Annotated in this window: 20 protein-coding genes; 17 read left to right on the forward strand and 3 right to left on the reverse strand. The window is 61.5% G+C overall.

Annotated features, from left to right (window positions below; all coding sequences use genetic code 11):
* Positions 1–65 precede the first annotated feature (65 nt).
* Positions 66–1487 carry a PLP-dependent aminotransferase family protein gene (locus tag AB5I78_RS12420; protein WP_369303247.1) on the forward strand — a complete coding sequence of 474 codons (1422 nt, stop codon included), beginning with the start codon at positions 66–68 and terminating at the stop codon, positions 1485–1487.
* A 45-nt stretch (positions 1488–1532) separates the two neighbouring features.
* On the forward strand, positions 1533–1733 hold the full coding sequence (locus tag AB5I78_RS12425; RefSeq protein ID WP_369303248.1) for a hypothetical protein: 201 nt from the start codon (positions 1533–1535) through the stop codon (positions 1731–1733).
* A gap of 160 nt (positions 1734–1893) precedes the next feature.
* Here AB5I78_RS12425 and AB5I78_RS12430 read toward each other — a convergent pair whose 3' ends face one another.
* The gene (locus AB5I78_RS12430; protein WP_106580294.1) at positions 1894–2802 is read right to left on the reverse strand and encodes a MurR/RpiR family transcriptional regulator; all 909 of its coding nucleotides are present in this window, start codon (positions 2800–2802) and stop codon (positions 1894–1896) included.
* Between the two features lie 83 nt (positions 2803–2885).
* Positions 2886–3089: a hypothetical protein gene (locus tag AB5I78_RS12435; RefSeq protein ID WP_369303249.1), complete on the reverse strand. Its 204-nt coding sequence runs from the start codon at positions 3087–3089 to the stop codon at positions 2886–2888.
* Here AB5I78_RS12435 and iolC point away from each other — a divergent pair.
* The 12 genes from iolC (at position 3088) to AB5I78_RS12495 (ending at position 17049) form a co-directional block, all read left to right on the forward strand.
* A complete protein-coding gene (gene iolC / locus AB5I78_RS12440; RefSeq protein WP_369303250.1) occupies positions 3088–5025 on the forward strand; it encodes a 5-dehydro-2-deoxygluconokinase in 1938 nt (645 codons plus the stop codon). The two genes, AB5I78_RS12435 and iolC, sit on opposite strands and share 2 nt — an antisense overlap.
* A 148-nt stretch (positions 5026–5173) precedes the next feature.
* Positions 5174–6061: a myo-inosose-2 dehydratase gene (iolE, locus tag AB5I78_RS12445; protein ID WP_369303251.1), complete on the forward strand. Its 888-nt coding sequence runs from the start codon at positions 5174–5176 to the stop codon at positions 6059–6061.
* Between the two features lie 3 nt (positions 6062–6064).
* The gene (iolB, locus tag AB5I78_RS12450; RefSeq protein ID WP_369303252.1) at positions 6065–6853 is read left to right on the forward strand and encodes a 5-deoxy-glucuronate isomerase; all 789 of its coding nucleotides are present in this window, start codon (positions 6065–6067) and stop codon (positions 6851–6853) included.
* Between the two features lie 25 nt (positions 6854–6878).
* Complete coding sequence (locus tag AB5I78_RS12455; protein WP_369303253.1) at positions 6879–7700, forward strand: TIM barrel protein; 822 nt, start codon at positions 6879–6881, stop codon at positions 7698–7700.
* Between the two features lie 149 nt (positions 7701–7849).
* On the forward strand, positions 7850–9781 hold the full coding sequence (iolD, locus tag AB5I78_RS12460; RefSeq protein ID WP_369303258.1) for a 3D-(3,5/4)-trihydroxycyclohexane-1,2-dione acylhydrolase (decyclizing): 1932 nt from the start codon (positions 7850–7852) through the stop codon (positions 9779–9781).
* Between the two features lie 19 nt (positions 9782–9800).
* The gene (locus tag AB5I78_RS12465) at positions 9801–10811 is read left to right on the forward strand and encodes a Gfo/Idh/MocA family protein (RefSeq protein WP_369303259.1); all 1011 of its coding nucleotides are present in this window, start codon (positions 9801–9803) and stop codon (positions 10809–10811) included.
* 158 nt (positions 10812–10969) lie between these two features.
* Entirely contained in the window at positions 10970–11830 is an 861-nt protein-coding gene (locus AB5I78_RS12470) for a sugar phosphate isomerase/epimerase family protein (protein ID WP_242197514.1), read from the forward strand.
* Positions 11831–12027: 197 nt separating this feature from the next.
* Positions 12028–13056, forward strand: a complete 1029-nt coding sequence (locus AB5I78_RS12475) for a Gfo/Idh/MocA family oxidoreductase (RefSeq protein ID WP_369303260.1) — start codon at positions 12028–12030, stop codon at positions 13054–13056.
* A gap of 128 nt (positions 13057–13184) precedes the next feature.
* The gene (locus tag AB5I78_RS12480) at positions 13185–13367 is read left to right on the forward strand and encodes a hypothetical protein (RefSeq protein ID WP_145164602.1); all 183 of its coding nucleotides are present in this window, start codon (positions 13185–13187) and stop codon (positions 13365–13367) included.
* A 48-nt stretch (positions 13368–13415) separates the two neighbouring features.
* The gene (locus tag AB5I78_RS12485; RefSeq protein ID WP_145164600.1) at positions 13416–14351 is read left to right on the forward strand and encodes a sugar ABC transporter substrate-binding protein; all 936 of its coding nucleotides are present in this window, start codon (positions 13416–13418) and stop codon (positions 14349–14351) included.
* Between the two features lie 63 nt (positions 14352–14414).
* Complete coding sequence (locus AB5I78_RS12490) at positions 14415–15968, forward strand: sugar ABC transporter ATP-binding protein (protein WP_262206318.1); 1554 nt, start codon at positions 14415–14417, stop codon at positions 15966–15968.
* A gap of 58 nt (positions 15969–16026) precedes the next feature.
* Positions 16027–17049 carry an ABC transporter permease gene (locus tag AB5I78_RS12495; protein WP_026013640.1) on the forward strand — a complete coding sequence of 341 codons (1023 nt, stop codon included), beginning with the start codon at positions 16027–16029 and terminating at the stop codon, positions 17047–17049.
* A 103-nt stretch (positions 17050–17152) separates the two neighbouring features.
* Here the strand turns inward: AB5I78_RS12495 and AB5I78_RS12500 are convergent, their stop codons facing one another.
* On the reverse strand, positions 17153–21643 hold the full coding sequence (locus tag AB5I78_RS12500; RefSeq protein WP_369303261.1) for a dermonecrotic toxin domain-containing protein: 4491 nt from the start codon (positions 21641–21643) through the stop codon (positions 17153–17155).
* Between the two features lie 624 nt (positions 21644–22267).
* Here AB5I78_RS12500 and AB5I78_RS12505 point away from each other — a divergent pair.
* The 3 genes from AB5I78_RS12505 (at position 22268) to AB5I78_RS12515 (ending at position 24769) form a co-directional block, all read left to right on the forward strand.
* Positions 22268–22672, forward strand: coding sequence for a TraR/DksA C4-type zinc finger protein (locus AB5I78_RS12505; RefSeq protein WP_010564800.1), 405 nt, complete (start codon positions 22268–22270; stop codon positions 22670–22672).
* A 545-nt stretch (positions 22673–23217) separates the two neighbouring features.
* Entirely contained in the window at positions 23218–24450 is a 1233-nt protein-coding gene (locus AB5I78_RS12510; RefSeq protein WP_370004753.1) for a methyl-accepting chemotaxis protein, read from the forward strand.
* Between the two features lie 115 nt (positions 24451–24565).
* Positions 24566–24769, forward strand: a complete 204-nt coding sequence (locus AB5I78_RS12515) for a hypothetical protein (protein ID WP_242197497.1) — start codon at positions 24566–24568, stop codon at positions 24767–24769.
* Positions 24770–24775 lie beyond the last annotated feature (6 nt).

The following is a 24775-nucleotide window of genomic DNA, read 5'->3' on the forward strand; positions in this document are numbered from 1 at the left end:
TCGAACTCTAGCGGGTATGTGGTTTAATCCTCAGGGCCACTTGTGCCTCTAATGAATGGACCACTATGAGCCGAGGAAAAGCCGCCTCCCACCTGGACCTGCCGCGCCCCGATAGCCTGGACGCCGGCAAGCAGCAGGGCGCCTACGACGCATTGCGCGCCGCCATCCTGAATCGGCAATTGCCCGCCGGCAGCCGCTTGCCGTCTACCCGCAGCCTGGCCGAACGCTGGCTGGTGTCGCGCGGCACGCTTGAAGCGGCGTTCGAGCGCTTGCACAGTGAAGGTTACGTGCAGCGCGTGGCGGGTTCGGGCACGCGCGTCAGCGCGGTGATCCCCGAGCAATTCATTGCGGCGCCGGCGCCCAGCGCAAGTCCACGCCGCGCGGCCATACCGGATCAGCCCGACGCGGGCGTGCAAAGCCACGTCCCTTTTGTCGCGCGGCGCCCGGACGCGAGCCTGTTCGACCTGAAAACCTGGGCGCGGTGCATCTCCCGAGGCTTGTTGTCTGCGGGGCCAGGCGTATTGGAGGCCGCCCACCCGGCCGGCTTGCCCGCGTTGCGTGAACAGATCGCCGACTACGTGCGCAGTTATCGCGGCATGCACTGCGAGGCGGACGAAATCGTTGTCACCACCGGCATTCGCCATGGCCTGGACCTGATCGCGCGCACGCTGCTCAAACCCGGTGACACCGCGTGCGTGGAAGACCCCGGTTATACACCGGCACGCCGCCTGTTCAGCCTGGCCGGTGCGCAGGTGGTGCCGGTCCCGGTGACAGCCGAAGGTCTTGATACCGCGCAACTCCCCGACACGGCGCGCCTGGCCTATGTGACACCGGCGCACCAGGCGCCGCTGGGCATGACCCTGTCGGTTTCACGCCGCCTGGCGCTGCTGGATTGGGCCGCCCGCGCCTACGCCTGGGTGATCGAAGACGACTACGACAGCGAATACAACTACAACAGCGCGCCACTGGCGGCGCTCAAATCCCTGGATTCCGGCGACCGGGTGATCTACTGCGGCAGCTTCAACAAAAACCTGTTCCCGGGCCTGCGCGTGGGTTTCATGGTGGTGCCCAAGGCGGTGCGCCCCGCGTTGCTGCGCACCCTGCAACTCACCGGGCATTCGGTGGGCGCGACGGATCAGTCGGGGCTGGTGGAGTTTCTCGCCAGCGGCGCGTTTGTGCGGCACCTGCGGGCTTCGCGCCAGGCTTATCAGGCGCGTCGCGATGCGCTGCTCGCTTGTCTGCCGGGTGAATGCCCGGTGAGCGGCCAGCAAGCCGGATTGCACTTTGTGCTGTGGCTGCCAAGCGGTGTCGAGGAAAGCGAATTCTGCACCCGCGCCGCCGCCGCCGGGCTGACCTTGCAGCCACTGGGCAAGTTCTGCGTCGCGGCGAGCTTGCCGCCGGCGGTGATCATCGGCTACACCGCGCTGACCCTGGCGCAGATTCGCTATCACGGCCGAGTGCTCACGCAATTGTTAACAGCGGCTTAACCCGCGCCCCATGGGCCGCCTTCTGCGTTTAATCCTGGTCATGCTGTGCTCTACCTGAAAAGCGCCTGGGCTGAGCGCCAGGACGGTGACCTGCTGGCGGCCATCACCGAAGGCATGAGCCGCATCGCCGCGCCAATGATTGTCGTGGCCAGCGGGCTTGCTGTGGCAAGCAAGCTTGTTGTGGTGAGCCGGTCTGTCGTGGCGAGCGGGCTTGCCCCGCGTTGGGCTGCGCAGCAGCCCCAATAAGGCCGCCGCGCGCTCATTGATAGACCGCGGCGTCAGGTTTCAGGGCCGCTTCGCGCCCCAACGCGGGGCAAGCCCGCTCGCCACAACAAGCCCGCTCGCCACAGTAAACCGGCTCACCAGAACAAGCCCGCGCCCACAGCGGATCTTCAGTACCAGAAGATCAGTCGTCGAACCCCACCTGTTCATGAATCTCATCCACCTTCAACTCCAACCGATACGCCACCGCAATAAACAATGCCTGGCACAGGCACAAGGTGGCGCTCAGCGAGCGAAACGCAAACGACGACCCTTCATTCACCAACAGCACCGCGTTCGCCCGTTTGGCCAGGGGCGACAGGTTGCTGTCGGTGATGATCAAGGTCTTGGCCTGATGATGCTGGGCAATGCGCAGGCAATGCTGAGTCTCTTTGCCATACGGCGTAAAGCTGATGGCGATCACCAGGTCATTGGCACGCACGCTGCGCATCTGCTCGCGGTAACTGCCGCCCAAACCGGAAATCAAGTGAATGCGCTTGTTGGTGTGCTGCAGGTTGTAGACCAGGTAATCGGCCACCGCGAAGGAGCGGCGCACGCCCACCACGTAGATATTGTCGGCATTGACCACCAGGTCCACGGCTTTCTCGAAGGCCACATCATCGAGTTCCAGCCCCAAGCGCTCGATGCCGGAGAGGGTGGCGTTCACGCATTCGCGCGCCAGGTCGCCGCCGCTGGCCTTCTGCGACTTGTTGGCGATCATGCTGCGGATGCGTTGCTGGTAGTTCTGCACCGGCGTGGTCTTGTGGGTGTAGGCCTCGCGAAACAGCGCCTGCATCTCACTGAAACCACTGAAACCGAACCGCTGGGAGAACCGCACGATGGCCGAAGGGTGCACTTCGCACTCGCGGGCGATGTCGCTGATGCGGTCGACCATGATCCGGTCGCTTTGCTGGCTCATGTAGCTGGCGATGCGTTTGAGCTGGCGTGGCAGGCTTTCGTATTCGTCGGTGATCAGCTGCAACAGGCGCTCGGCATTGATCGGAGGGCTGGCAATAGTCTCTTCCAGGGTGGTCTCGGGATCGGTGCGGGACATGGGCAATCCTTCTGGCGTGTTCTTCTGATGCGCTGATGGGTGGGCGCAAGTCTACAGGGTAGGCGCAAAAAAATACCCCGGCATCACGGTGGCCGTGACCTGCTGAAACGATGCAGGAGGGCTGGCAGGCCATTATGCTGGCTTATTGGAAAAAATATTCCACTAAAAATAATTATGGAATAAATATTGATTGCGGCCGCCGGACGTTCTAGTCTGCTTTCACCAAGAGCGTGTGCCGCCACCACGGCGGCACCACGCAGGCTGATAAAAATAACAGGAGCCAGCATGGGCCAGACTCGTTTTGCCAGTGGGCGTCAATTGGATCTGATTTGCCTCGGACGCCTGGGCGTCGACCTCTACGCACAGCAAGTGGGTGCGCGACTTGAGGACGTGTCCAGCTTCGCCAAGTACCTCGGCGGGTCCTCCGCCAATATCGCCTTCGGCACCGCACGGCTGGGGCTTAAATCGGCGATGTTGAGCCGGGTGGGCGACGACCACATGGGCCGCTTCCTGGTGGAGTCCCTGGCCCGCGAAGGCTGCGATGTCAGCGGCATCAAGGTCGACCCGGAACGCCTCACCGCGCTGGTGCTGCTGGGCCTCAAGGACCGCGAAACCTTCCCGCTGGTGTTCTACCGCGAAAACTGCGCCGACATGGCCCTGCGCGCCGAAGACATCAGCGAGGCCTTTATTGCCTCCAGCAAAGCCCTGCTGATCACCGGCACGCATTTCTCCACCGATGGCGTGTACAAGGCCAGCATCCAGGCCCTGGACTACGCGGCCAAACACAACGTCAAGCGCGTGCTCGATATCGATTACCGCCCGGTGCTGTGGGGCCTGGCGGGCAAGGCCGACGGCGAGACCCGGTTTGTCGCCGACCAGAACGTCAGCCAGCACGTGCAGAAGATCCTGCCGCGTTTTGACCTGATCGTCGGCACCGAAGAAGAGTTTCTGATCGCCGGCGGCAGTGAAAATTTGCTCACCGCGCTGCGCACCGTGCGTGAACTGACCCCGGCCACCCTGGTGGTCAAGCTCGGCCCGCAGGGCTGCACGGTGATCCACGGCGCGATCCCCGCACGGCTGGAAGACGGCGCCATCTACCCCGGCGTGCGCGTCGAGGTGCTCAATGTGCTGGGCGCCGGCGATGCGTTCATGTCGGGCTTCCTCAGCGGCTGGATCAACGATGCCAGCGACGAGCGTTGCAGCCAGTTGGCCAACGCCTGTGGCGGCCTGGTGGTGTCCCGCCACGCCTGCGCGCCGGCCATGCCCACGCCTGCCGAGCTGGATTACCTGTTCAACAGCCCGGTGCCCATCACCCGGCCCGATCAAGACGTCACCTTGCAGCGCCTGCACCGCGTCACCGTGCCGCGCAAAGCCTGGAAGCAGCTGTTCGTGTTTGCCTTCGACCATCGCTGGCAACTGGTGGACCTGGCACAAAAAGGCGGCCAGGCCATAACCCGCATCAGCGACATCAAGCAGCTGTTTATCCAGGCCATCGAACGCGTCGAAGCCAAGCTGCGCGAGCAGGGCGTCGAAGCCGACGTGGGCCTGTTGGCCGACCAGCGTTTCGGCCAGGACGCGCTCAACGCCGCCAGCGGTCGCGGCTGGTGGATCGCGCGCCCGGTGGAAGTGCAGAACTCGCGGCCGCTGGCGTTTGAACACGGGCGCTCAGTGGGCAGCAACCTGATTGCCTGGCCCCAGGAGCAAATCATCAAGTGCCTGGTGCAATACCACCCTGATGACGAGCCGATGCTGCGCCTGGAACAGGAAGCGCAACTGAAGGCGGTGTACGAGGCCTCGCTGGTCAGCGGCCATGAGCTGCTGCTGGAAGTCATCCCGCCCAAGGATCACCCGTCCACCTATCCCGACGTGCTCTATCGCAGCCTCAAGCGCCTGTACAACCTGGGCATCTACCCGGCGTGGTGGAAGATCGAGGCGCAGTCGACGCAGGACTGGAAAAAACTCGACGAACTGATCCAGGAGCGCGACCCGTACTGCCGTGGCGTGGTGCTGCTGGGCCTGAACGCTTCAGCCGAATGCCTCGCCGATGGCTTCCGGCAAGCGAGCCAAAGCAGCACCTGCCGAGGGTTTGCCGTGGGCCGTACGATCTTCCAGGAACCGAGCCGCGCATGGATGGCGGGGGAGATTGATGATCAAACGCTGATCGAGCAGGTGCAGGGCACCTTCGAACAGCTCATCAACGCCTGGCGCAGCGCTAGAAGTTAAACACGCTCAAATGTGGGAGCTGGCTTGCCTGCGTTGCAGACAACTCGGTCCGTCAGATACGCCGGGCTGATGCCATCGCAGGCAAGCCAGCTCCCACACAAAGCAAACCTCACCAGGCTTAAGTCAGATAAAAACAAAAGGTGCAGCCATGCCCGCAATCCGAATTGGCATCAACCCGATCTCCTGGAGCAACGACGACCTGCCGGCCCTGGGCGGTGAAACGCCCTTGAGCACCGCCCTGGGCGAAGGCAAGGAGATCGGCTACGAAGGTTTTGAACTCAACGGCAAATTCCCCAAGGACGCCCAAGGCGTCGGCGACGTGCTGCGCCCCTATGACCTGGCGCTGGTCTCCGGCTGGTATTCCAGCCGCCTGGCACGGCGTTCGGTGGCGCAAGAAATCGAGGCCATCGCCGGTCACGTCGAGCTGCTCAAACTCAACGGCGCCAAGGTGCTGGTCTACGGCGAAGTCGCCGATTCGATTCAGGGCGCCAGGGTGCGCCTGATCGAACGTCCGCGTTTTCACAGTGAACACGCCTGGCAGGAATACGCCGACAAACTTACCGAACTGGCGCGTTTCACCCTGTCCCAAGGCGTGCGCCTGGCCTACCACCACCACATGGGCGCCTACGTCGAATCCCCCGACGACATTGACCAGTTGATGCGCCGCACCGGCCCGGAAGTCGGCCTGCTGTTCGATTCGGGCCACTGCTACATGGGCGGCGGCGAGCCTGTCGAGGTGCTGCGCAAACACATCGAGCGCGTCTGTCACGTGCATTTCAAGGACGTGCGCAAACCGGTGGTGCAACTGGCGCGCAACCAGATGTGGAGCTTTCCCGACTGCATCGTCAACGGCACCTTCACCGTGCCCGGTGACGGCGATATCGACTTTGCCGAGTTGCTCGACGTGCTGTTGGCGGCCAAGTACGAGGGCTGGCTGGTGGTGGAAGCCGAGCAGGACCCGGCCGTGGCGCCCAGCTATATCTACGCGAAAAAGGGCTACGACACGTTGCGCACGCTTCTCAGCGAGAGGACTTAAGTGATGAGCTTGTTGGTCAAGAGCAGCAAACGCGGGCAAACCATGGTTGCCCTGGAAGAAGGGCGCCTGGAGTACGTAGGCTTTGCCGCCTACCGCCTGAGCCTGGGTGAAACGTTGCCGGTCACCGCAGGTGATCAGGAGCTGTGCCTGGTGTTGCTCAGCGGCCGGGTGAATATCCAAGGCGAGGGCTTCAACTGGCAGAACCTGGGGGATCGTCAGTCGGTGTTCGAAGACAAATCGCCCTTCGCCGCCTACCTGCCGCCCGGCACCGATGCGCAGGTGACCGCGTTGAGCGATGTGCAAATTGCCGTGTGCGCCGCACCCGGAGCCCCAGGTTTTGAGCCGCGCCTGATTCTCCCCGAGCAGTGTAAGCGCAGCGTGCGCGGCAAGGGCGCCAACACCCGGTATGTGTGCGACATCCTGCCCGACAGCGAGCCGGCCCATTCGCTGCTGGTGGTGGAAGTGCGCACGCCGTCCGGGCACTCGTCCAGCTATCCGCCGCACAAGCACGACACCGACGACCTGCCGCACCAGAGCTTTCTCGAAGAGACCTACTACCACCAGATCAACCCGCCCCAGGGCTTCGTGTTCCAGCGCGTGTACACCGACGATCGCAGCATCGACCAGGCCATGGCCGTGGAAAACAGCGACTTGGTAGTGGTGCCCAAGGGGTATCACCCGGTTAGCGTGCCGTATGGCTACGAGTCGTATTACTTGAACGTGATGGCCGGCCCCAAACGCGCCTGGCATTTCCATAACGACCCGCAGCACAGCTGGCTGCTGGACCTCTGACCGGTTTGAACGGAGAACAACAATAATGAAGTCGCCGCTACGTTTTGCCCTTAACCGCATGGTCGCACCCAACCTTTCCCTGCCGGATTTCATCCAGTTGGCGGCCGCCCTCAAGTGCGATGCCATCGAGATTCGCAACGACCTCAAAGGCCACGAAATCGAATTCGGCACACCCGCCAGCCGCGTGCGCGAATTGTGCGCGGTGCAGGGCATCACGGTGCTGTCGATTAACGCGCTGTACCCGTTTGATGTGTGGAATGACGAGCGCCGCGCCCAGGCGATCAAGCTCGCCACCTACGCCCGCGAATGCGGCGCGCAAGGCCTGGTGATGTGCCCGCTGAACGAGCGCGGCGATACCCGCAATGAGGCCCAGCGCGCGGCCGGTTTGCGCACGGCGTTGAGCGAGTTGGCGCCGATCCTGCGCGAGTACGGGATTCTCGGTTTCATCGAGCCGCTGGGTTTTGAAGAATGCGCGCTGCGCCGCAAGCGTGTGGCCGTGGATGCGATCCAGGCGATTGGCGGCCTGGATGTGTTCCGGCTGGTGCACGACACCTTTCACCATCACCTGGCTGGCGAACAGGAATTCTTCCCGCAGCTGACTGGCCTCGTGCATATCTCCGGCGTCGAGGATCGCGACGCTCCGCTCAATGCCATTCGCGACGGCCACCGCGTGCTGGTGGGCGAGGGCGATATCCTCGGCAATGCCGCGCAGATCGACACCTTGCTCAGCACCGGCTACGGCGGTTATCTGTCTTTCGAGCCGTTTGCCGAAAGCGTGCATGCGCTGGCGGATATCCAGCAGGCATTGGGGGCGAGCATCGCCCATTTACAAAATTCCCGGACCTGACGCCGGCCAAACTGTGGGAGCGGGCTTGCTTGCGAATGCGGTGAGTCAGTAAATAAATCGGGTGACTGACACACCGCATTCGCGAGCAAGCCCGCTCCCACATTGGTTCACAGTTGATCGACAGATTTGCGTTCATACAAGGTGCGAACATGACCACAACAAGATTGACCATGGCCCAGGCCCTGGTGAAGTTTCTGGATAACCAGTACATCGAAGTCGATGGCGTGCAGAGCAAGTTTGTCGCCGGGATTTTCACCATTTTCGGCCACGGCAACGTGCTGGGGCTGGGCCAGGCGCTGGAGCAGGACAGCGGCGATCTGGTGGTGCATCAGGGCCGCAATGAGCAAGGCATGGCCCACGCCGCCATCGGGTTTGCCAAGCAGCACCTGCGCCGCAAGATCTACGCGTGCACCTCGTCGGTGGGGCCGGGCGCGGCAAATATGATTACCGCCGCCGCCACCGCCACGGCCAACCGTATTCCGTTGCTGCTGTTGCCCGGCGATGTCTATGCCAGCCGCCAGCCCGACCCGGTGCTGCAGCAGATCGAGCAGTTTCACGATTTGAGCATCAGCACCAACGATGCCTTCCGCTCCGTGAGCAAGTACTGGGACCGCATCAACCGCCCCGAGCAACTGATGACCGCCGCGATCCATGCGATGCGCGTGCTCACTGACCCCGCGGAAACCGGCGCCGTCACGTTGGCCCTGCCGCAGGATGTACAGGCTGAAGCCTGGGACTATCCCGACTACTTCCTGCAAAAACGTGTGCACCGTATCGAACGCCGTCCGCCGACTGAAGCGATGATCGGCGATGCGTTGGCTGCGTTTCGAGGCAAGCGAAAACCGCTGATCATCTGCGGCGGCGGGGTCAAATACGCCGGCGCGAATGCCGCGCTGCAAGCGTTTGCCGAACGCTTTGATATCCCCTTCGCCGAAACCCAGGCAGGCAAGAGCGCGGTGGTGTCCAGCCATCCGCTGAACCTGGGCGGTCTCGGCGAAACCGGCTGCCTGGCGGCAAACCTGCTGGCCCCGGAAGCGGACCTGATCATCGGTATCGGCACGCGCTACACCGACTTCACCACCGCGTCGAAGTCGCTGTTCAAGCACCCTGAGGTCAAGTTTCTCAACCTCAATATCAGCCCTTGCGATGCACTGAAACTGGACGGCGTGCAACTGCTGGCGGATGCCAGGGTGGGCCTGGAGGCGTTGGCGGATGCCTTGGGCGACTACCGTTCGGACTGGGCGGATCAGCCGCGCGACGCCAAGGCGCAGCTGGATGTCGAGGTGGACCGCATCTACCAGGCTGACTACCAGACGGACAATTTCGTCCCGGAAATCAACGACCACATGGACCCGGCCGTGCTGCGCGAGTTTATCGAGCTGACCGGTTCCTGCCTGACCCAAAGCCGCGTGCTCGGCGTGCTCAACGACACCCTGGCCGACGACGCCATCATCGTCGCCGCCGCTGGCAGCTTGCCGGGCGACTTGCAGCGCAGCTGGCGCAGCAAGGGCGTCAACACCTACCACGTCGAGTATGGCTATTCGTGCATGGGCTACGAGGTCAATGCGGCCCTGGGCGTGAAGCTGGCCGAGCCGGCGCGCGAGGTCTATGCGCTGGTGGGTGACGGCTCCTACATGATGCTGCACTCGGAGCTGGCCACCTCGATCCAGGAGCGGCGCAAGATCAACGTGGTGCTGCTCGACAACATGACCTTCGGCTGCATCAACAACCTGCAGATGGAACACGGCATGGACAGCTTCGGCACCGAGTTTCGCTTCCGAAACCCGGAGACCGGCAAGCTCGACGGCGGTTTTGTGCCGGTGGATTTCGCCATGAGTGCGGCGGCCTATGGCTGCAAGACCTACAAGGTCAGCACGGTGGAACAGTTGCAGGCGGCGTTGGCCGATGCACGTACGCAAACGGTGTCGACGCTGATCGATATCAAGGTTCTGCCCAAGACCATGATCCACAAATACCTGTCGTGGTGGCGGGTCGGGGTGGCGCAGGTCTCGACCAGCGCGCGCACTGACGCGGTGGCCAAACAACTCAATGAACGCCTGGCCAAGGCCCGGCAGTACTAATAACAAGAGGAGTGTTTGTATGTCTTTGAAGTTGGGCGTTATCGGTACGGGCGCCATTGGCCGGGACCATATCCGTCGGTGCAGCCAGACCCTGCTCAATAGCCAGGTGGTGGCGGTGACCGACATCAACCTTGAGCAAGCCGCCAGGGTCGTCGCTGATTTGCAGCTGACCGCCGAGGTGTACGCGGACGGCCATGCGTTGATCAACTCGCCGCAGGTCGAGGCAATTCTCGTGACTTCCTGGGGGCCGAGCCACGAAGAATTCGTGCTCGCTGCGATCGCCGCCGGCAAGCCGGTGTTCTGCGAAAAGCCCTTGGCCGTCACCGCAGAAGGCTGCCGCAAGATCGTCGATGCCGAAATCGCCTTCGGCAAGCGTCTGGTGCAGGTGGGCTTCATGCGCCCGTACGACGAAGGTTATCGCGCCCTCAAGGCGGTCATCGACAGCGGCCAGATCGGCGAGCCTTTGATGCTGCACTGCGCGCACCGCAACCCGACGGTGGGCGAAAACTACAAGACCGACATGGCGATCACCGACACCTTGATCCATGAACTGGATGTGTTGCGCTGGTTGCTCAACGACGACTACGTGTCGGTGCAGGTGGTGTTCCCGCGCAAATCAAGCAAGGCGTTGGCCCACCTGCGTGACCCGCAGATCGTGCTGCTGGAAACCGCCAAGGGCACGCGCATCGACGTGGAAGTGTTTGTGAACTGCCAGTACGGCTACGACATTCAGTGCGAAGTGGTGGGGGAGACCGGTATTGCCAAACTGCCGGAGCCTTCGCAGGTGCAACTGCGCAGCGAGGCCAAGCTGTCGAATGCGATTCTGATGGACTGGAAGGACCGCTTTATCGGCGCCTACGACGTCGAACTGCAGGCGTTCATCGACGGCGTACGCGCCGGGCAAGTGGGCGGGCCGTCGGCGTGGGATGGGTTTGCGGCAGCGGTGGCGGCGGATGCGTGCATTGAAGCGCAACGCAGTGAGCAGATTGTGAAAGTCGGCCTGCCAGAGCGCCCACATTTTTACGGCTGACACCTATTGCACTGGAGGAACCGGATCAGTGTGGGAGCTGGCTTGCCTGCGAAGACGGCGGCACATTCAATATAAATGCCGCCTGATGCACCGCTATCGCAGGCAAGCCAGCTCCCACATCCGAGCGGATTCCAATTTCAGATACGGGAGTTTCACCTATGCGTATCGCCTTAGACCCCTACATGTACCGCCATCTGCCCCTTGGCCAGATGGTCGACAAGGCCGCCGAACTCGGCTACCAGCACATCGAACTCTCACCCCGCGAAGACTTCCTGCCGTTCTACAAAGCCGCTCGCGTTGACCGTGCGCGCATCAAGGAATTTCGCAAGGCCTTGAGCGATGCCGGTGTGCAACTGTCATCCCTGCTGCCGATGTACCACTGGGCCGCGGCCGACGAAGGCCTGCGCGTCGCCGCCGTGCGCAACTGGAAGCGCGCGATCCAGATCGCCGTGGAAATGGACTGCGAGCTGGTCAACACCGAGTTCACCGGCCAGTCCGACAACCCGCTGGTGTGCGAAAACCAGTTCATGCGCTCCATGGACGAGCTGATCCCGGAGTTCGAGCGTGAAGGCATCAAGCTGGATATCCAGGCGCATCCGTATGACTTCTGTGAGCGCAACAACGAGTCGGTGGACATCATTCGCGGCCTCGACCGCGACTGGATCAACTACCTCTACGCCGCGCCGCACACCTTCTTTTATGACGACGGCAAAGGTGATATCGCCTCGATGCTCAAGTACGCCGGTTCCAAGCTCAGCCACTTGATCATTGCCGACACCTATAACCACCGCGCGTCGTCGAACCTGCGCTACATCGTCAACCCGCCGGGCGTTACCGCCACGGTGCATCAGCACCTGGACATCGGTCAGGGCGAGGTCAACTGGGAGGCGTTTTTCGGCACCTTGCGCGAGATCAAGTTCGACGGCATCGCCACGGTTTCGGTGTTTGCTTGGGAAGACCGGCCGGATGAATCCAACCGGATGATGCTGGAGCGGGTGACCCGCGAATTGTGCCAATAAGCAATCGATCATTCCAACGCTCTGCGCAGGAACGATCAAGGATCATTTTAGGGCAGGTGGAATGCAGTCAGTGTGGGAGTCGGCTTGCCTGCGATAGCGGTCTTTCAGTGGCGGGTTCATTGACTGACACGCTGCTTTCGCAGGCAAGCCTGCTCCCCCATTTGAACTGGGTTTCCACTTCATGAAGGAGCGCATCTATGCGAATCGGACTAGTTGGCTACGGCCACGGCGGCCGTTTTTTTCACGCACCGTTGATTGCAACGTTGCCCGGCGCAACGTTTGTCGGCGTGGTGACACGCTCACCCGAGCGGCGCCAGCAACTGGCGACTGACCACCCCGGCCTCAAGGCCTACGACACCATCGGCCAGATCGTCGAGGCCGGTGTCGACGTCCTGGTGATTTCCACCACGCTCAAGGGCCGTCCGGCGCTGGTACTGGAAGCCATCGAACATGGGGTTGCGGTGGTCAGCGACAAACCGTTCGCCAGCAATGCCGAACAGGCCCAGGCACTGATCACCGCGGCCGAACGCCAGGGGGTGTTGCTCAGCGTCTACCAGAACCGGCGTTGGGACTCGGACTTCCTCACGTTGCGCAAATTGATCGACGCCGGTGCGCTGGGCCAGATCACCCGTTTTGAGTCCCGCGTCGAGCGCTTCAATCCGCAAGCCGTGGGCAATGCCAGCGGCGGCGGATGGTTGCGCGACCTCGGCAGTCACCTGGTGGACCAGGCGATGCAGCTGTTCGGCCCGGTGGACCGGGTGTTCGCGCAACTGCAGTTCAGCCCGGAACACCCCACCCTCGATCACGGCTTTTTTGTTTCGCTGACCCACGCCAACGGCGTGATTTCCCACCTGTGGGGCAGTGCGCTGCAAAACAGTCAGGCCCCGCGCTTTCGCGTCAGCGGCACCCTGGGTTGTTACACCGTGGACGGGCTTGATGGCCAGGAAGAAGCGCTGATGGCCGGCAAGACGCCGAAAACCGAAGGCGAGCACTGGGGCGCTGAAGAGCACCGACGCTGGGGCTGGTTTGAGCAAGGCGCGGAACGCGAGCGTGTGCCCTCGGAGAAAGGCTGCTGGACGCAGTTCTATCGCCAGTTGCACAGTGCCGTGCAAGGGCAGGGAGCGCTGCCGGTGAACGCCTATGACGCACTGGAAACCACCCGTATATTGGACGCCGCGCGCCTTAGCAACGAGCACCAGCAGGTGGTTTCAATAAAAATAGAATAAAATTCTAAAACAGGTTGATATGGAAATTATTTTCCAATAAAGTCTTTTCCAGGTTGCAAAAAGTACGCTTCGGGCTTGATCCGGGCGACTCAACAAAAACAAGATCAAAAACAACCAGGTACCGTCAGATGAAAATCTTCAACGCTGTACTGCGAGTTTTACGCCCTGCCCAGCAAGCGCCACGCGGTCTGCCCCGCGCCCGGCCTTTTTATTTCTCCTTCCTCAATGTGCTGTGCGTCGAAAACAAAGGCGCCCTGGTGTGCTGCATTCCGGGGGCACCGATCGTGCGGCTGCCGGCCTCCTCGCTCTGAAAAACGCAACGTCCACAAAACCAACAAGAAATTGGAGACAGACCGTTCATGAAGACCCCGATCCGTTTCACCGCGCTGGCCTTGTCCATGCTGCTTGCCAGCGGTTTTGCCTCGGCTGCCGATATCAAAGTAGGCGTGAGCATGTCCGCCTTCGACGACACCTTTCTGACTTACCTGCGCGAGGACATGGACAAGCAAGCCAAGTCCTACCCCAAGGGCGATGGCGTGCAGTTGCAGTTTGAAGACGCCCGCGCCGACGTGGTCAAGCAACTGAGCCAGGTCGAGAACTTCATCAGCCAGAAAGTCGACGCGATTATCGTCAACCCGGTGGATACCGCGTCGACCAAGAACATCATCAGTGCGGCGACCAAGGCAGGCATTCCGCTGGTGTTCGTCAACCGCCGGCCCGATCAGAAAGACTTGCCTAAAGATGTGGTGGCCGTGACCTCCGATGACGTCGAGGCCGGTCGCCTGCAAATGCAGTACATCGCCGACAAACTCGGTGGCAAAGGCAAGATCGTGATCCTGTTGGGCGACCTGGCCAACAACTCCACCACCAACCGCACCAAAGGCGTGAAAGAGGTTCTGGCCAAGTACCCCGGCATCACCATCGAACAGGAACAGACCGGCACCTGGCTGCGTGACCGCGGCATGACGCTGGTCAACGACTGGCTGACTCAGGGGCGTGAGTTCAATGCGGTGCTGGCCAACAACGATGAGATGGCCATCGGCGCCTCCATGGCGCTGAAGTCGGCGGGCACCAAGCCGGGCAGCGTGTTGATCGCCGGGGTCGACGGTACGCCGGATGGCTTGAACGCGATTACCAAGGGCGACATGGCCGCGTCGGCGTTCCAGGACGCGAAAGGGCAGGCCGTCGGTTCGGTGGAAGCGGCGCGCAAGATGGCCAAGCACGAGCCGGTCGAGCAGAACGTGATCATTCCGTTCAAGCTGATCACGCCGGACAACGTCAAAGACTTCAAGTAGCCCTTCATAACAACAATAAGCGAGCAGGGCGGCCACGGTCGTCCTGCTGATGGAGTACCCGATATGCTTGCTCAAGCGGTTGCCTCGCAGCCTCCCGGCATCCAGCCCCTGGCGCCGGAAGAACCCTACCTGCTGGAAATCCTCAACATCAGCAAAGGCTTTCCCGGCGTGGTGGCCCTGGCCGATGTGCAACTGCGCGTTCGCCCTGGCTCGGTGCTGGCGCTGATGGGCGAGAACGGTGCAGGCAAGTCGACGCTGATGAAGATTATCGCCGGCATCTACCAGCCCGACGCCGGTGAAATACGTCTGCGCGGCAAGCCGATCGTGTTTGAAACGCCGCTGGCGGCGCAGAAGGCCGGGATCGCGATGATCCACCAGGAACTCAACCTGATGCCGCACATGAGCATCGCCGAAAACATCTGGATCGGCCGCGAGCAGCTCAACAGCCTGCACATGGTCAACCACCGCGAAATGCACCGCTGCACCGCCGAGTTGCTGGCGCGTTTGCGCATCAACCTGGACCCCGAAGAACACGTCGGCAACCTGAGCATCGCCGAACGGCAGATGGTCGAGATTGCCAAGGCGGTGTCCTACGACTCCGACATTCTGATCATGGATGAACCGACGTCGGCCATTACCGAAAAGGAAGTGGCCCACCTGTTTTCGATCATTGCCGACCTCAGGTCCCAGGGCAAAGGCATCGTCTATATCACGCATAAAATGAACGAAGTGTTCGCCATCGCCGATGAAGTCGCGGTGTTTCGCGACGGCCACTACATCGGCCTGCAGCGCGCCGACAGCATGAACAGCGACAGCCTGATCTCGATGATGGTCGGCCGTGAACTGAGCCAGTTGTTCCCGGTGCGGGAGACGCCCATCGGCGAATTGCTGCTGTCGGTGCGCGACTTGCGCCTGGACGGCGTGTTCAAGGGGGTGTCGTTCGACCTGCACGCCGGGGAGATCCTCGGCATCGCCGGGTTGATGGGCTCGGGCCGCACCAATGTGGCGGAGACCCTCTTCGGCATCACGCCAAGCTCTGGCGGCCAGATCAGCCTCGACGGCAAGCCGGTGCGCATCAGCGACCCGCACATGGCCATCGAGAAAGGCTTTGCGCTGTTGACCGAGGACCGCAAGCTCAGCGGCCTGTTCCCGTGCCTGTCGGTGCTGGAAAACATGGAAATGGCGGTGCTGCCGCACTACTCGGGCAACGGTTTTATCCAGCAAAAGGCCCTGCGCGCGTTGTGTGAAGACATGTGCAAGAAGCTGCGGGTGAAAACCCCGTCTCTGGAGCAGTGCATCGACACCTTGTCCGGCGGTAACCAGCAAAAGGCCTTGCTGGCGCGCTGGCTGATGACCAACCCGCGCCTGCTGATTCTCGATGAGCCCACCCGTGGCATCGACGTCGGCGCCAAGGCCGAGATTTATCGCTTGATCGCTTTTCTCGCCAGCGAAGGCATGGCGGTGATCATGATTTCCTCCGAGCTGCCTGAAGTGCTGGGCATGAGCGACCGGGTGATGGTGATGCACGAGGGCGACCTGATGGGCACCCTGGACCGTGCGGAGGCGACCCAGGAAAAAGTCATGCAGCTGGCTTCCGGTATGACCGTCGTCCACTGACGAACAGCAGCGCAGGCCTGCGGTTGGCCTGTGCCACAGAACAAGAAGGTGATTGGCTATGAACGCAATAACAGACAACAAGCCTGCCACGGCACCGGTCAAGCACCGCAGGCGCTTGCCCACCGAGCTGAGCATCTTCCTGGTGCTGATCGGCATCGGGTTGGTGTTTGAACTGTTCGGTTGGATCGTGCGCGACCAGAGCTTTCTGATGAATTCCCAACGTCTGGTGCTGATGATCCTGCAAGTGTCGATCATCGGCCTGCTGGCGATTGGCGTGACGCAGGTGATCATCACCACGGGCATCGACTTGTCCTCAGGCTCGGTGCTGGCGCTGTCGGCGATGATTGCCGCCAGCCTGGCGCAGACTTCGGATTTTTCCCGCGCGGTGTTTCCCAGCCTGACGGATTTGCCGGTGTGGATACCGGTGGCGATGGGCTTGGGGGTCGGGCTGCTTGCAGGGGCGATCAACGGCAGCATCATTGCCGTCACGGGGATCCCGCCATTTATCGCGACACTCGGCATGATGGTCTCGGCCCGCGGCCTGGCGCGTTACTACACCGAAGGCCAGCCGGTGAGCATGCTGTCGGATTCGTACACGGCGATCGGCCATGGCGCGATGCCGGTGATCATCTTTCTGGTGGTGGCGGTGATCTTCCATATCGCGCTGCGCTACACCAAGTACGGCAAGTACACCTACGCCATCGGCGGCAATATGCAGGCGGCGCGCACGTCGGGGATCAACGTCAAGCGCCATCTGATCATCGTCTACAGCATCGCCGGGTTGCTCGCGGGCCTGGCGGGCGTCGTCGCCTCGGCACGTGCGGCGACCGGCCAAGCGGGCATGGGCATGTCCTATGAGCTGGATGCGATTGCCGCAGCGGTGATCGGCGGTACCAGCCTGGCGGGCGGGGTGGGGCGCATCACCGGCACCGTGATCGGCGCGTTGATCCTTGGCGTGATGGCCAGCGGGTTTACCTTTGTCGGCGTGGATGCGTACATCCAGGACATCATCAAGGGGCTGATCATCGTGATCGCGGTGGTGATCGACCAGTATCGCAATAAGCGCAAGCTCAAGCGCTGAGTCGATGGGGGGAGTTGGCTCGCGAAGAACCCGAGAGCGCTGCGCGGTGCCAGACTCCCCATGTCAGCGTTGACGATGCTGGCGAGCACGCTCGCTCCAGGGTTTACGGGGCCAAAGGCAGGAACCGGCGCTCTGCCAGTTCACGGCCGATTGTGCCATGGTGCACATCCACCACGCTTTGTGGGCCCCGGGCGTTGGCCAGGAGCGAGTAGTAACTGTCCTTACGCTGATTCTTTTTTTTCAGGTGGGCCACGGTGTAGTCGTGCTTGGGTGTGTCGGCTTTGGCGTAATGAAAATGTGCATACCACAGCGGATAGCCGCGTTTGTCGTTGACCGCGTACTCCTGGATGAAATCCTGTCGGACGCCTCGCATCTCAATGCGTGAGCCGAGCCTGGCCAGTTGCACGAGGTCCTGGTCCAGCAAGTACACCAGGTTAGCGTCGTTCGGCGGCAGTTCCAGTGAGTACTGGACGCGCAGTTCCTGGCCCTTGGTGGTCAAGGTTGTGACCGCCGCTCGCATCTCGTCCAGCAGGGTCTGGTCGGCAAGCACTCTTGAATCCTCCGGCTTGGCCTGGATGGATCGATAGAGTTCGTCGGCCAGCTCGGTGAATCGGCGAGCCTCTTTCTGCAGACTCTCCTGGATCTCGACAGGAAACTTGGAAACCTTTGCATAGCCGGACTCACGCTTGAGGATCGGCGTGAGCGCCTGCAGGTATTTGCGCGCTTCACCTTTGACCACACTCAGTGCCCGCGTGCCTGGCGGCGGCGGCGGGGCGCTGGGGCGTATCTCTATGATTTCGTCCCATTGGTGCTCGCGCTGTGAGTAAGTGCCCAACAGTTGGTCACCCTCTACGGAGCGCACTTCGACCCGATCGATTGGAAACGCTGCGTCGGCAGGCTTCAGGTCGCCGATCAAAACGCCTTGCCTGCGGGTTTTGATCACCTTTTTCTGCGGGCCGCCGTCAGCAGGCCGAGGATGCTTGGGAGGGTGCTTGACCGCGTGGGGTTCAGGCTTGATCTCGGCGGCCAACTGCTGCATGGCATCCTGGTACAGCTCTGTCAGCAGTTTTTGTATGTGTTGGAAAGGCGTCATGTGCAAGTTGTCGGCATGAACCATGGCCATGCTTTGCAGCGCGTCCAGCGCCTGGCCGTAGTGCCGGAAGAGACTGTCCAGTACGTTCAGGCGCTCATCCGGCGTCAGGCTAAGGGTGCTGAGTTCAGCGTGGGTGCGCACTTGGGGGTGCAGCGGCTCAAGCACGGAATACAACTCGGTGTTGGCGCTATGGTCCCAGATTTTGACGCTCAGGTATTTAAGGGTATTGAGTTGCTGGTACTTGATCGCCAATGCGCCAAGCTCTGCAGGGCGGTTCATGGTCAGGCGGTTATAGCTTTCCAGGCCGGGCTGGCCCAGATTGAATAACTCCAGCAGGTAGTGATCCTTGAGTTCCAGGGCCTTTATCTGCCGCTCATTGATTTCACTCATCTCATTGAGAAATTGTAAGTGATGGGCAACGTTGGCGAGCATGACGGGTGTCCGTTCGATCCCTCCACCCATGAACTCCTGGTGCATGGCATAGAGCGCTTTGCGGTCCATGTCGGCGATCACGACTGACTTGCGTGCGTTATTGATGATGTTTTCCAGCAGTGTGGCACTGACCTGGGCCGGGAAAGGGATGTGCAACGCTTCACGCTCTTTGTGACTGTCGAGTATTTTGCGATAGCCCTCACTCTGTTCGTATAAAGCCCTGTCGAAGGCCCTGCGGGTGCTGGCCTTTGCTGCGTCGGAGTACTTGGGGTTGGCGGCCGCCAGGGTCATGAGCATTTCTGCGTCGTCAGCTTTTTTTTGCTGGGCTTGTTGGTCGTTGGAAAATTGCTCGTATTGCGCGTTGAGCTGTATTTTGCGCTCGGCCTGGCGCTTTCGTTCGGCGGCAATGCGTTTGGCTGGCATCCCACCGCGCAGGCGCAGACGCAAGTCCAGCGACCAGTTGCCCAAGCCGTCGGTTTGCAGGAAAGGCCCCAGCCGGGTGGGGTCGATGGGGTCGACAATCACCACGCCCGCGTCGCGTTCAGGGCTCAGTTTGTACCACTGGGTATCCAGCAAGGCGTACCAGTCTCCCAGGTACGAATACAGTCCTCTGCGTGGCCCGTCCAATTGGGGCTTGGGCAATGGCTCGGGCTTGGGTGCCCTGAACCCGGCCAGCCGTTCGCGTTGGCTGGGCGTGAGTCGGTGGTGGGCGTTGGAAAAGCTGAAATCGAACACCGTAGCGTCCCTCGCTAGCCCTTCGTTTTCCAGTACGGTAGGACCTTGGTGCACCGCAGGGGCGGGGGGTGGTGGCCAGTGCTCGTTGCCCAGCCTGGTAAGCGGTGAACGAAGGGCTTGTTGCCTGACATCGTTAGTCAGCGGTGTCGAGGGCGATGTCGTCGGCGGTAGCCATTGGTGCATCAGCATGCCGATGTTCAGCAACAGGTCGACCAGCGCCAATTCCCGGGTCACCGGATCATCGCTGCCAAGGGCTGGAATATCATGGCTGGCACTGCTCATCAGGCTGAGCAGCCAACCCGTGAGCATAAGAGGGCCTCGGGCCAGGGGCAGCAGCAGGGTGTTGAACAGCAGGCCGGCGCCCTCAAGCAGCACGCGCCAGCGGCTCTCGTGGTTGGAAACCGAGGCGCGATCAGCCTGATCGACCAGCGCCCGTGCGTTACTGCCATACAAAAACTGCATCAGTTGGCCGCTGGACAGAAATTGCCTCAGCTCGTCGTTGCTGCCATCAGTCGCCAGGGTGGCGGGTTGCGGTACGTCAGGGACGCTGAACTCATCGCCCATGCCAAATCGCGGGTAATGGGGTTCCTGGAATCCACCGTTGGCGTAGACCGGCCTCGCGCCGTCGGACAACCAGGTCAGCACACTGGTCTGCAATTCACCAGGGTGGGCAATGGCCTGCAGCAAGTCCTCGCGGCTGGCGAACTCCCGGAGGGGATCGGCATACAAGGGCCGGTACAGCAGGTGTGGGCCGGCGAGGGCGCTCTCGGATTCGATGATGTACATATTGGTGACAACATCCGGTGTCGCTTGGGATTTGCGCACCAGGGCGAGGTGGCGAATGACGATGGCCTGGCCTTCGACCTGGCGTTGCTCAATGCGCTCGCCCATCAGTGCAGCCACGTAGCGAGCCCCGCGCAGGGTCATGCCGTGCTGGTTGTTCAGCGCCCATTCCAGGGCCAGCATTGGTAGCTGTGCGACGGTGTGTTGTGCGAAGCGCTCTGTGCGTTGCCGCGCCTGGTCACTGTCGCCGAGCAATTGGGTGTCGAGCAATTCGGGGTAGGCCTTGCCAATATCGACCTGCTCGATCAGCCCGCCGCGGCCTTTGATGTAGTCGGGCGTCAGCCAGGTTGGCAGTGGCAGCGAGCGGCGATGTCGTACGGTGAGTTGCCCACGGGGCTGACCCTGCAGGTTGTTGATGGCCAGGTCAGTGAGGCTCATGTGCACAGGCTCGACGAAGCCGGAGCCTCCTGGGTATCCGACGGCCACGCTGAATGTCAATTGCAGGTCATCAGGGTGAAACTGTGTGGCCTTCGACTGTTCGGGCGTCACCTTGTCGAAGGTGATCTCATCGTGTTTCAGCTGTTGCAACAGGGCATTGGTTGCGAAGGTGTAGATGTCTGGAATATCGCTGAGAAAGGTGTGGCCGTTGCTGCGTTTCTTGGCGCTGGCCAAGGCCAGGCTATAGCGTCCATAGCGTAGCTGGTCAGCCGCGCTGGCATGTTGCAGCCAGGCCGGGGTTTGTTGGCGCAGTGTCGTCTGTAGCTTCGCGGCAGAGGTCGGCGCCTCAAGAAAAGAGTGGGCGGGGTTGCCGATCTCCAGGCACAGCGCGCGAAGTGTATCGAGTTCCAGGCGGGTGGGCAGGGTGAGGGCGCCCAGGTCTTCCAGTTGCTGATTGAGCATCAGTGCCGCCTGGATGTCGAAAACGTTGCCGTCGGGCTCCCATTGTTGGGTGGTGATGTGCTCGACCACGTAGGGCTGCGCAACCTGTCGGGCCCAGGCCTGGAGGCTGGCGTCCATGGACGAAAAACGTTCGCAGGCACCGGTGGTTTGGCAGAGCAGGACCCGGGTTGCCTGGGTCAACAACAGGTGCGGGCTGAGCAGGGGGAGTGTCTGTTGACCTTCCTTGAGCGTCGCCCGCGGGTAATAGGCGCGCACGGCGTTGGCCCCGAATCGACGGATACGTTCGTCGCGGTCGGGGTAGCTGATCAGTTGTTCAAGCATTTCACGCTCAGTGGCGTCCAACTCCGCCTGGCTGATGGCGGCGACCCTGAGGTTGTCGGCCAGCCAATCGCTGAGCCAGCGCCAGCGTGACAGGCCGTTGTCGGCCTCTTCGCGCCAATAAGTGGCCAGGGCGTTTTGCAGGGCTGTCGGCAGGGTCAAGGGTAATTCCTTGATTATGTTTTCGATGATGTTCATGTCGAGGGCGGAGGTCGCCGGGGCTGCAAGCTTGAGACGGCCAGGCGGAGCGTCGGTCAGGTAGCAGGACTCGCCGTGCCGGTCACTTAAGTCCAGCTCGGCGCCGGTGGCGAGAAACGCGAGCACGCGGGCCATGAGCGGATGCAGAGTCCAGCCTCCGGTGGGACTGGGTATGGCCAATTGTGTACGGGACAGATCAATGACCAAAGTTGGATAGTGTTGCCGGATCAGCTCTGTCAGCAGTTGCCGGGTAACAGTGTCCAGCGTCGGGCGTGAAGCAAATTGTGCGCTGACGGCTTGTGCGGGGAGCGCGCGATGGGCGGAGGGGATTGCGGGCATGAGAGGTCCTGTTCGGTAGGGAAACTTCGGAGCCTCTATCTATACCGGGGCGAATTTTCGACGGGAGGTATGTAACTGCCGCCACCGCGTGCTGAGATCTGTTGAATCGCCCTTGCGCATAGGCCTGGTGGCCTTATTCAACCGTTTGTCTTCTATATAGCTCCACAACACTGAATTTCTTGCTATAAACGCACTCCGATGACCATTCGCCAAGCCCGTCCTGGTGCCTTTGGGGGTTAATTGGGAAAAAATGCCTGTCTTTTCAGTTGCTGAGCCCTCAAGTCGGCCTTAGACTGCCGCCCCTCGTAAATTGAGTGCCGGGTGGCGCTTGAAATGGACGGCGCCTTTCCGAGGCCTGCAGAGGTCTGCCGGAACGCTCCCTTATTCGCCTTAATGCACGTATTTTTTATAGAGAAATCAATGACAAAGGAAAAGTTGCTGGCCATGCCGGCGGATGACTACATGAATGCCGAACAGCACGCTTTTTTCGAGCAGCTGCTGCAAGACATGAAAGTGGAACACCACGAGCGCATTGAACAGAACCGTATCGCCATCGAAAGCCTGGACACCCCGGCTGACCCGGCTGACGCGGCGTCCGTTGAAGAAGAACGCACCTGGCTGGTCAATGCCATCGATCGCGACCAGCGCATGCTGCCGCAGCTTGAGCGTGCACTGGAACGCATCAAGGAAGATTCCTTTGGCTGGTGCGACGACAGCGGCGAGCCTATCGGCCTCAAGCGCCTGCTGATCAGCCCGACCACCAAGTACTGCATCGAAGCGCAAGAGCGCCACGAGCAGATCGACAAGCACCAGCGTCAAGCCTGATGTGCTGAAGTTGGGCGCTGCTGATGCGGCGCTCAAGAGAAATACCGGTTACGCCCCTGTCTATTGATCTGCTGCAAGCCTCCCACTAACGGCCCATGGATAATGGCCCGATAGTGGCGTTTAATGCAGAAACAATAACGACAAGCAGTGGGGTAACGACGATGGCTGGAGACGGATCTCTGATGGGCGCAGCAGTGCCCGTGCACGCGCGGGTACGCGCGCTGCCCGGCTGGCTCACGCCGCTCTTGCAGAGCACCGCCCTGGTGCTGGTTCTGCTGGGCCTGGCGTTTGCTGGCTTGCCGCTGTACCTGTGCCTGCCGCTGGCCTTGCTGGTGATATGGCTGCCCACCCTTAAAAGTCGAACGCACCGCGTGGCGCCTGTCCCCGTCGCCGATACGATGGGCGAGCTGACTCGCGATCTTTCCTACACCACCAGCCATAACGCGCTGTCCGCTGCCGGCGTGGCCTATTCGGTCAAGCAATTGGCGGCCCGGTTGCAATCGCAATTAAGCGCAGCCAGGCAAATCGTCAGCAGCGCCGAAGTCATGATCGGCACTGAGCAGGTCACCTCCCAACTCAGCCGTCAAGCCTTGGGCGCGGCCAGCCAGGCGCATCAGCACAGTACGCAGGGCCGTGAAGTGCTGGTCGAGTCAATCACCCGCATGCGCCAGCTCAGCCAGCGTGCCGACGCCAGTCGCGAGTTGATTGAAGCCTTGAGCGTGCGCAGTGAAGAAATCCAGCGCGTCACGCTGGTGATCCAATCAATCGCCAGCCAGACCAACCTGCTTGCTTTGAACGCGGCCATTGAAGCGGCGCGGGCCGGTGAGCACGGGCGCGGTTTCGCCGTAGTTGCCGATGAAGTGCGCGGCCTGGCCGGGCGTACTGCCACGGCGACCGATGAGGTTGGGGTGATGGTCGCTGACATCCAGCAACGCACGGCGCAGGTCGTGGAGCAGATTCGCCAGCTGTCGGCGGACCTGCACACGGGCGTTGAACAGGTGGAGCACGCCGGCGAACAGCTGGAGAGCATCGCCAGCCTGGCGGCGGATGTGGAAGGGCAGGTGAATGAAATTGCGCAGGGCACCGATACCAACCGCGCGCAACTCGACAGCCTGTTCCATGCGGTGGAGCAGATGCGCAGCGATCTGACCGTGAGCGACCAGCAAACCCGCCAACTGGCCGACGCCGCCGTGCAAATGGAAGGGCAAGCCGAAACCATCAGCGAGCGCTTGGCCGAAGTCGGCCTGGATGACTATCACCAGCGCATCTATGATTTGGCCCGCGAGGGCGCACACCGCATCGCCGAGCAGTTCGAAGCCGATGTATTGCAAAACCGCATCAGCCTGCAGGACTTGTTTGACCGCAGTTACACGCCGATCCCGAATACCAGTCCGAGCAAATACCACACGCGTTTTGACCGTTACACCGATGAGGTTTTGCCGGCGATCCAGGAAGCGCTGCTGCCGCGCCATGAGGGATTGGTATTCGCCATTGCCTGCACGCCTCAGGGTTATGTACCGACACACAACAAGGCTTTTTCCCAGGCGCTCACCGGCGACGCGCACGTCGATGCGGTGCAGAACCGCACCAAGCGCAAGTTCGAAGACCGTACCGGCATCCGCTGTGGCAGCCATCAACAGGCAGTGTTGTTGCAGACCTATACGCGCGATACCGGCGAGTTGATGCACGACTTGTCGGTGCCGATCATGGTTAACGGGCGGCATTGGGGCGGCTTGCGTCTGGGCTATAAACCGCAGGCGGCGAAGCCGGCACGCTAGCGATTGTTGCTGTTTATGCAACGGAGCTATTCCGGAGATAGCTTTTTCCAACGGGAAGAAAACCGTAGCATGGCCGACATTGTTAGGTAGCTAACTAATGTGGCGGAGAAGCTCCATGCAAAACAAAGTCGATGTCGCCGTGATGATCGGCAGTGGTGTTCCCGAAACCCTGCGCTCGCTGGGTCAGAAAGCCTGCTGGGTCGTGCTGCTCAATGGCGAGCAACGCGGCACGGCATTCGCCAGTCGCGACGAAGCGCAGGAGTGCAAGGCTGCCTGGGAGGCGTTATTGCGCCTGGAGCAATCCGACAGCCTGCATTGAAGCTGG

It is taken from the genome of Pseudomonas sp. N2-3-1-14 (assembly GCF_041228395.1).
GTDB lineage: Bacteria > Pseudomonadota > Gammaproteobacteria > Pseudomonadales > Pseudomonadaceae > Aquipseudomonas.

Bases quoted from the DNA above. Each gene is read 5' to 3' on its own strand.
- AB5I78_RS12420 (WP_369303247.1), top strand. From the start codon at position 66: ATGAGCCGAGGAAAAGCCGCCTCCCACCTGGACCTGCCGCGCCCCGAT.
- AB5I78_RS12430 (WP_106580294.1), bottom strand. From the start codon at position 2,802: ATGTCCCGCACCGATCCCGAGACCACCCTGGAAGAGACTATTGCCAGC.
- iolC (WP_369303250.1), top strand. From the start codon at position 3,088: ATGGGCCAGACTCGTTTTGCCAGTGGGCGTCAATTGGATCTGATTTGC.
- AB5I78_RS12435 (WP_369303249.1), bottom strand. From the start codon at position 3,089: ATGCTGGCTCCTGTTATTTTTATCAGCCTGCGTGGTGCCGCCGTGGTG.
- iolE (WP_369303251.1), top strand. From the start codon at position 5,174: ATGCCCGCAATCCGAATTGGCATCAACCCGATCTCCTGGAGCAACGAC.
- iolB (WP_369303252.1), top strand. From the start codon at position 6,065: ATGAGCTTGTTGGTCAAGAGCAGCAAACGCGGGCAAACCATGGTTGCC.
- AB5I78_RS12455 (WP_369303253.1), top strand. From the start codon at position 6,879: ATGAAGTCGCCGCTACGTTTTGCCCTTAACCGCATGGTCGCACCCAAC.
- iolD (WP_369303258.1), top strand. From the start codon at position 7,850: ATGACCACAACAAGATTGACCATGGCCCAGGCCCTGGTGAAGTTTCTG.
- AB5I78_RS12465 (WP_369303259.1), top strand. From the start codon at position 9,801: ATGTCTTTGAAGTTGGGCGTTATCGGTACGGGCGCCATTGGCCGGGAC.
- AB5I78_RS12470 (WP_242197514.1), top strand. From the start codon at position 10,970: ATGCGTATCGCCTTAGACCCCTACATGTACCGCCATCTGCCCCTTGGC.
- AB5I78_RS12475 (WP_369303260.1), top strand. From the start codon at position 12,028: ATGCGAATCGGACTAGTTGGCTACGGCCACGGCGGCCGTTTTTTTCAC.
- AB5I78_RS12480 (WP_145164602.1), top strand. From the start codon at position 13,185: ATGAAAATCTTCAACGCTGTACTGCGAGTTTTACGCCCTGCCCAGCAA.
- AB5I78_RS12485 (WP_145164600.1), top strand. From the start codon at position 13,416: ATGAAGACCCCGATCCGTTTCACCGCGCTGGCCTTGTCCATGCTGCTT.
- AB5I78_RS12490 (WP_262206318.1), top strand. From the start codon at position 14,415: ATGCTTGCTCAAGCGGTTGCCTCGCAGCCTCCCGGCATCCAGCCCCTG.
- AB5I78_RS12495 (WP_026013640.1), top strand. From the start codon at position 16,027: ATGAACGCAATAACAGACAACAAGCCTGCCACGGCACCGGTCAAGCAC.
- AB5I78_RS12500 (WP_369303261.1), bottom strand. From the start codon at position 21,643: ATGGCCCGCGTGCTCGCGTTTCTCGCCACCGGCGCCGAGCTGGACTTA.
- AB5I78_RS12505 (WP_010564800.1), top strand. From the start codon at position 22,268: ATGACAAAGGAAAAGTTGCTGGCCATGCCGGCGGATGACTACATGAAT.
- AB5I78_RS12510 (WP_370004753.1), top strand. From the start codon at position 23,218: ATGATCGGCACTGAGCAGGTCACCTCCCAACTCAGCCGTCAAGCCTTG.
- AB5I78_RS12515 (WP_242197497.1), top strand. From the start codon at position 24,566: ATGCAAAACAAAGTCGATGTCGCCGTGATGATCGGCAGTGGTGTTCCC.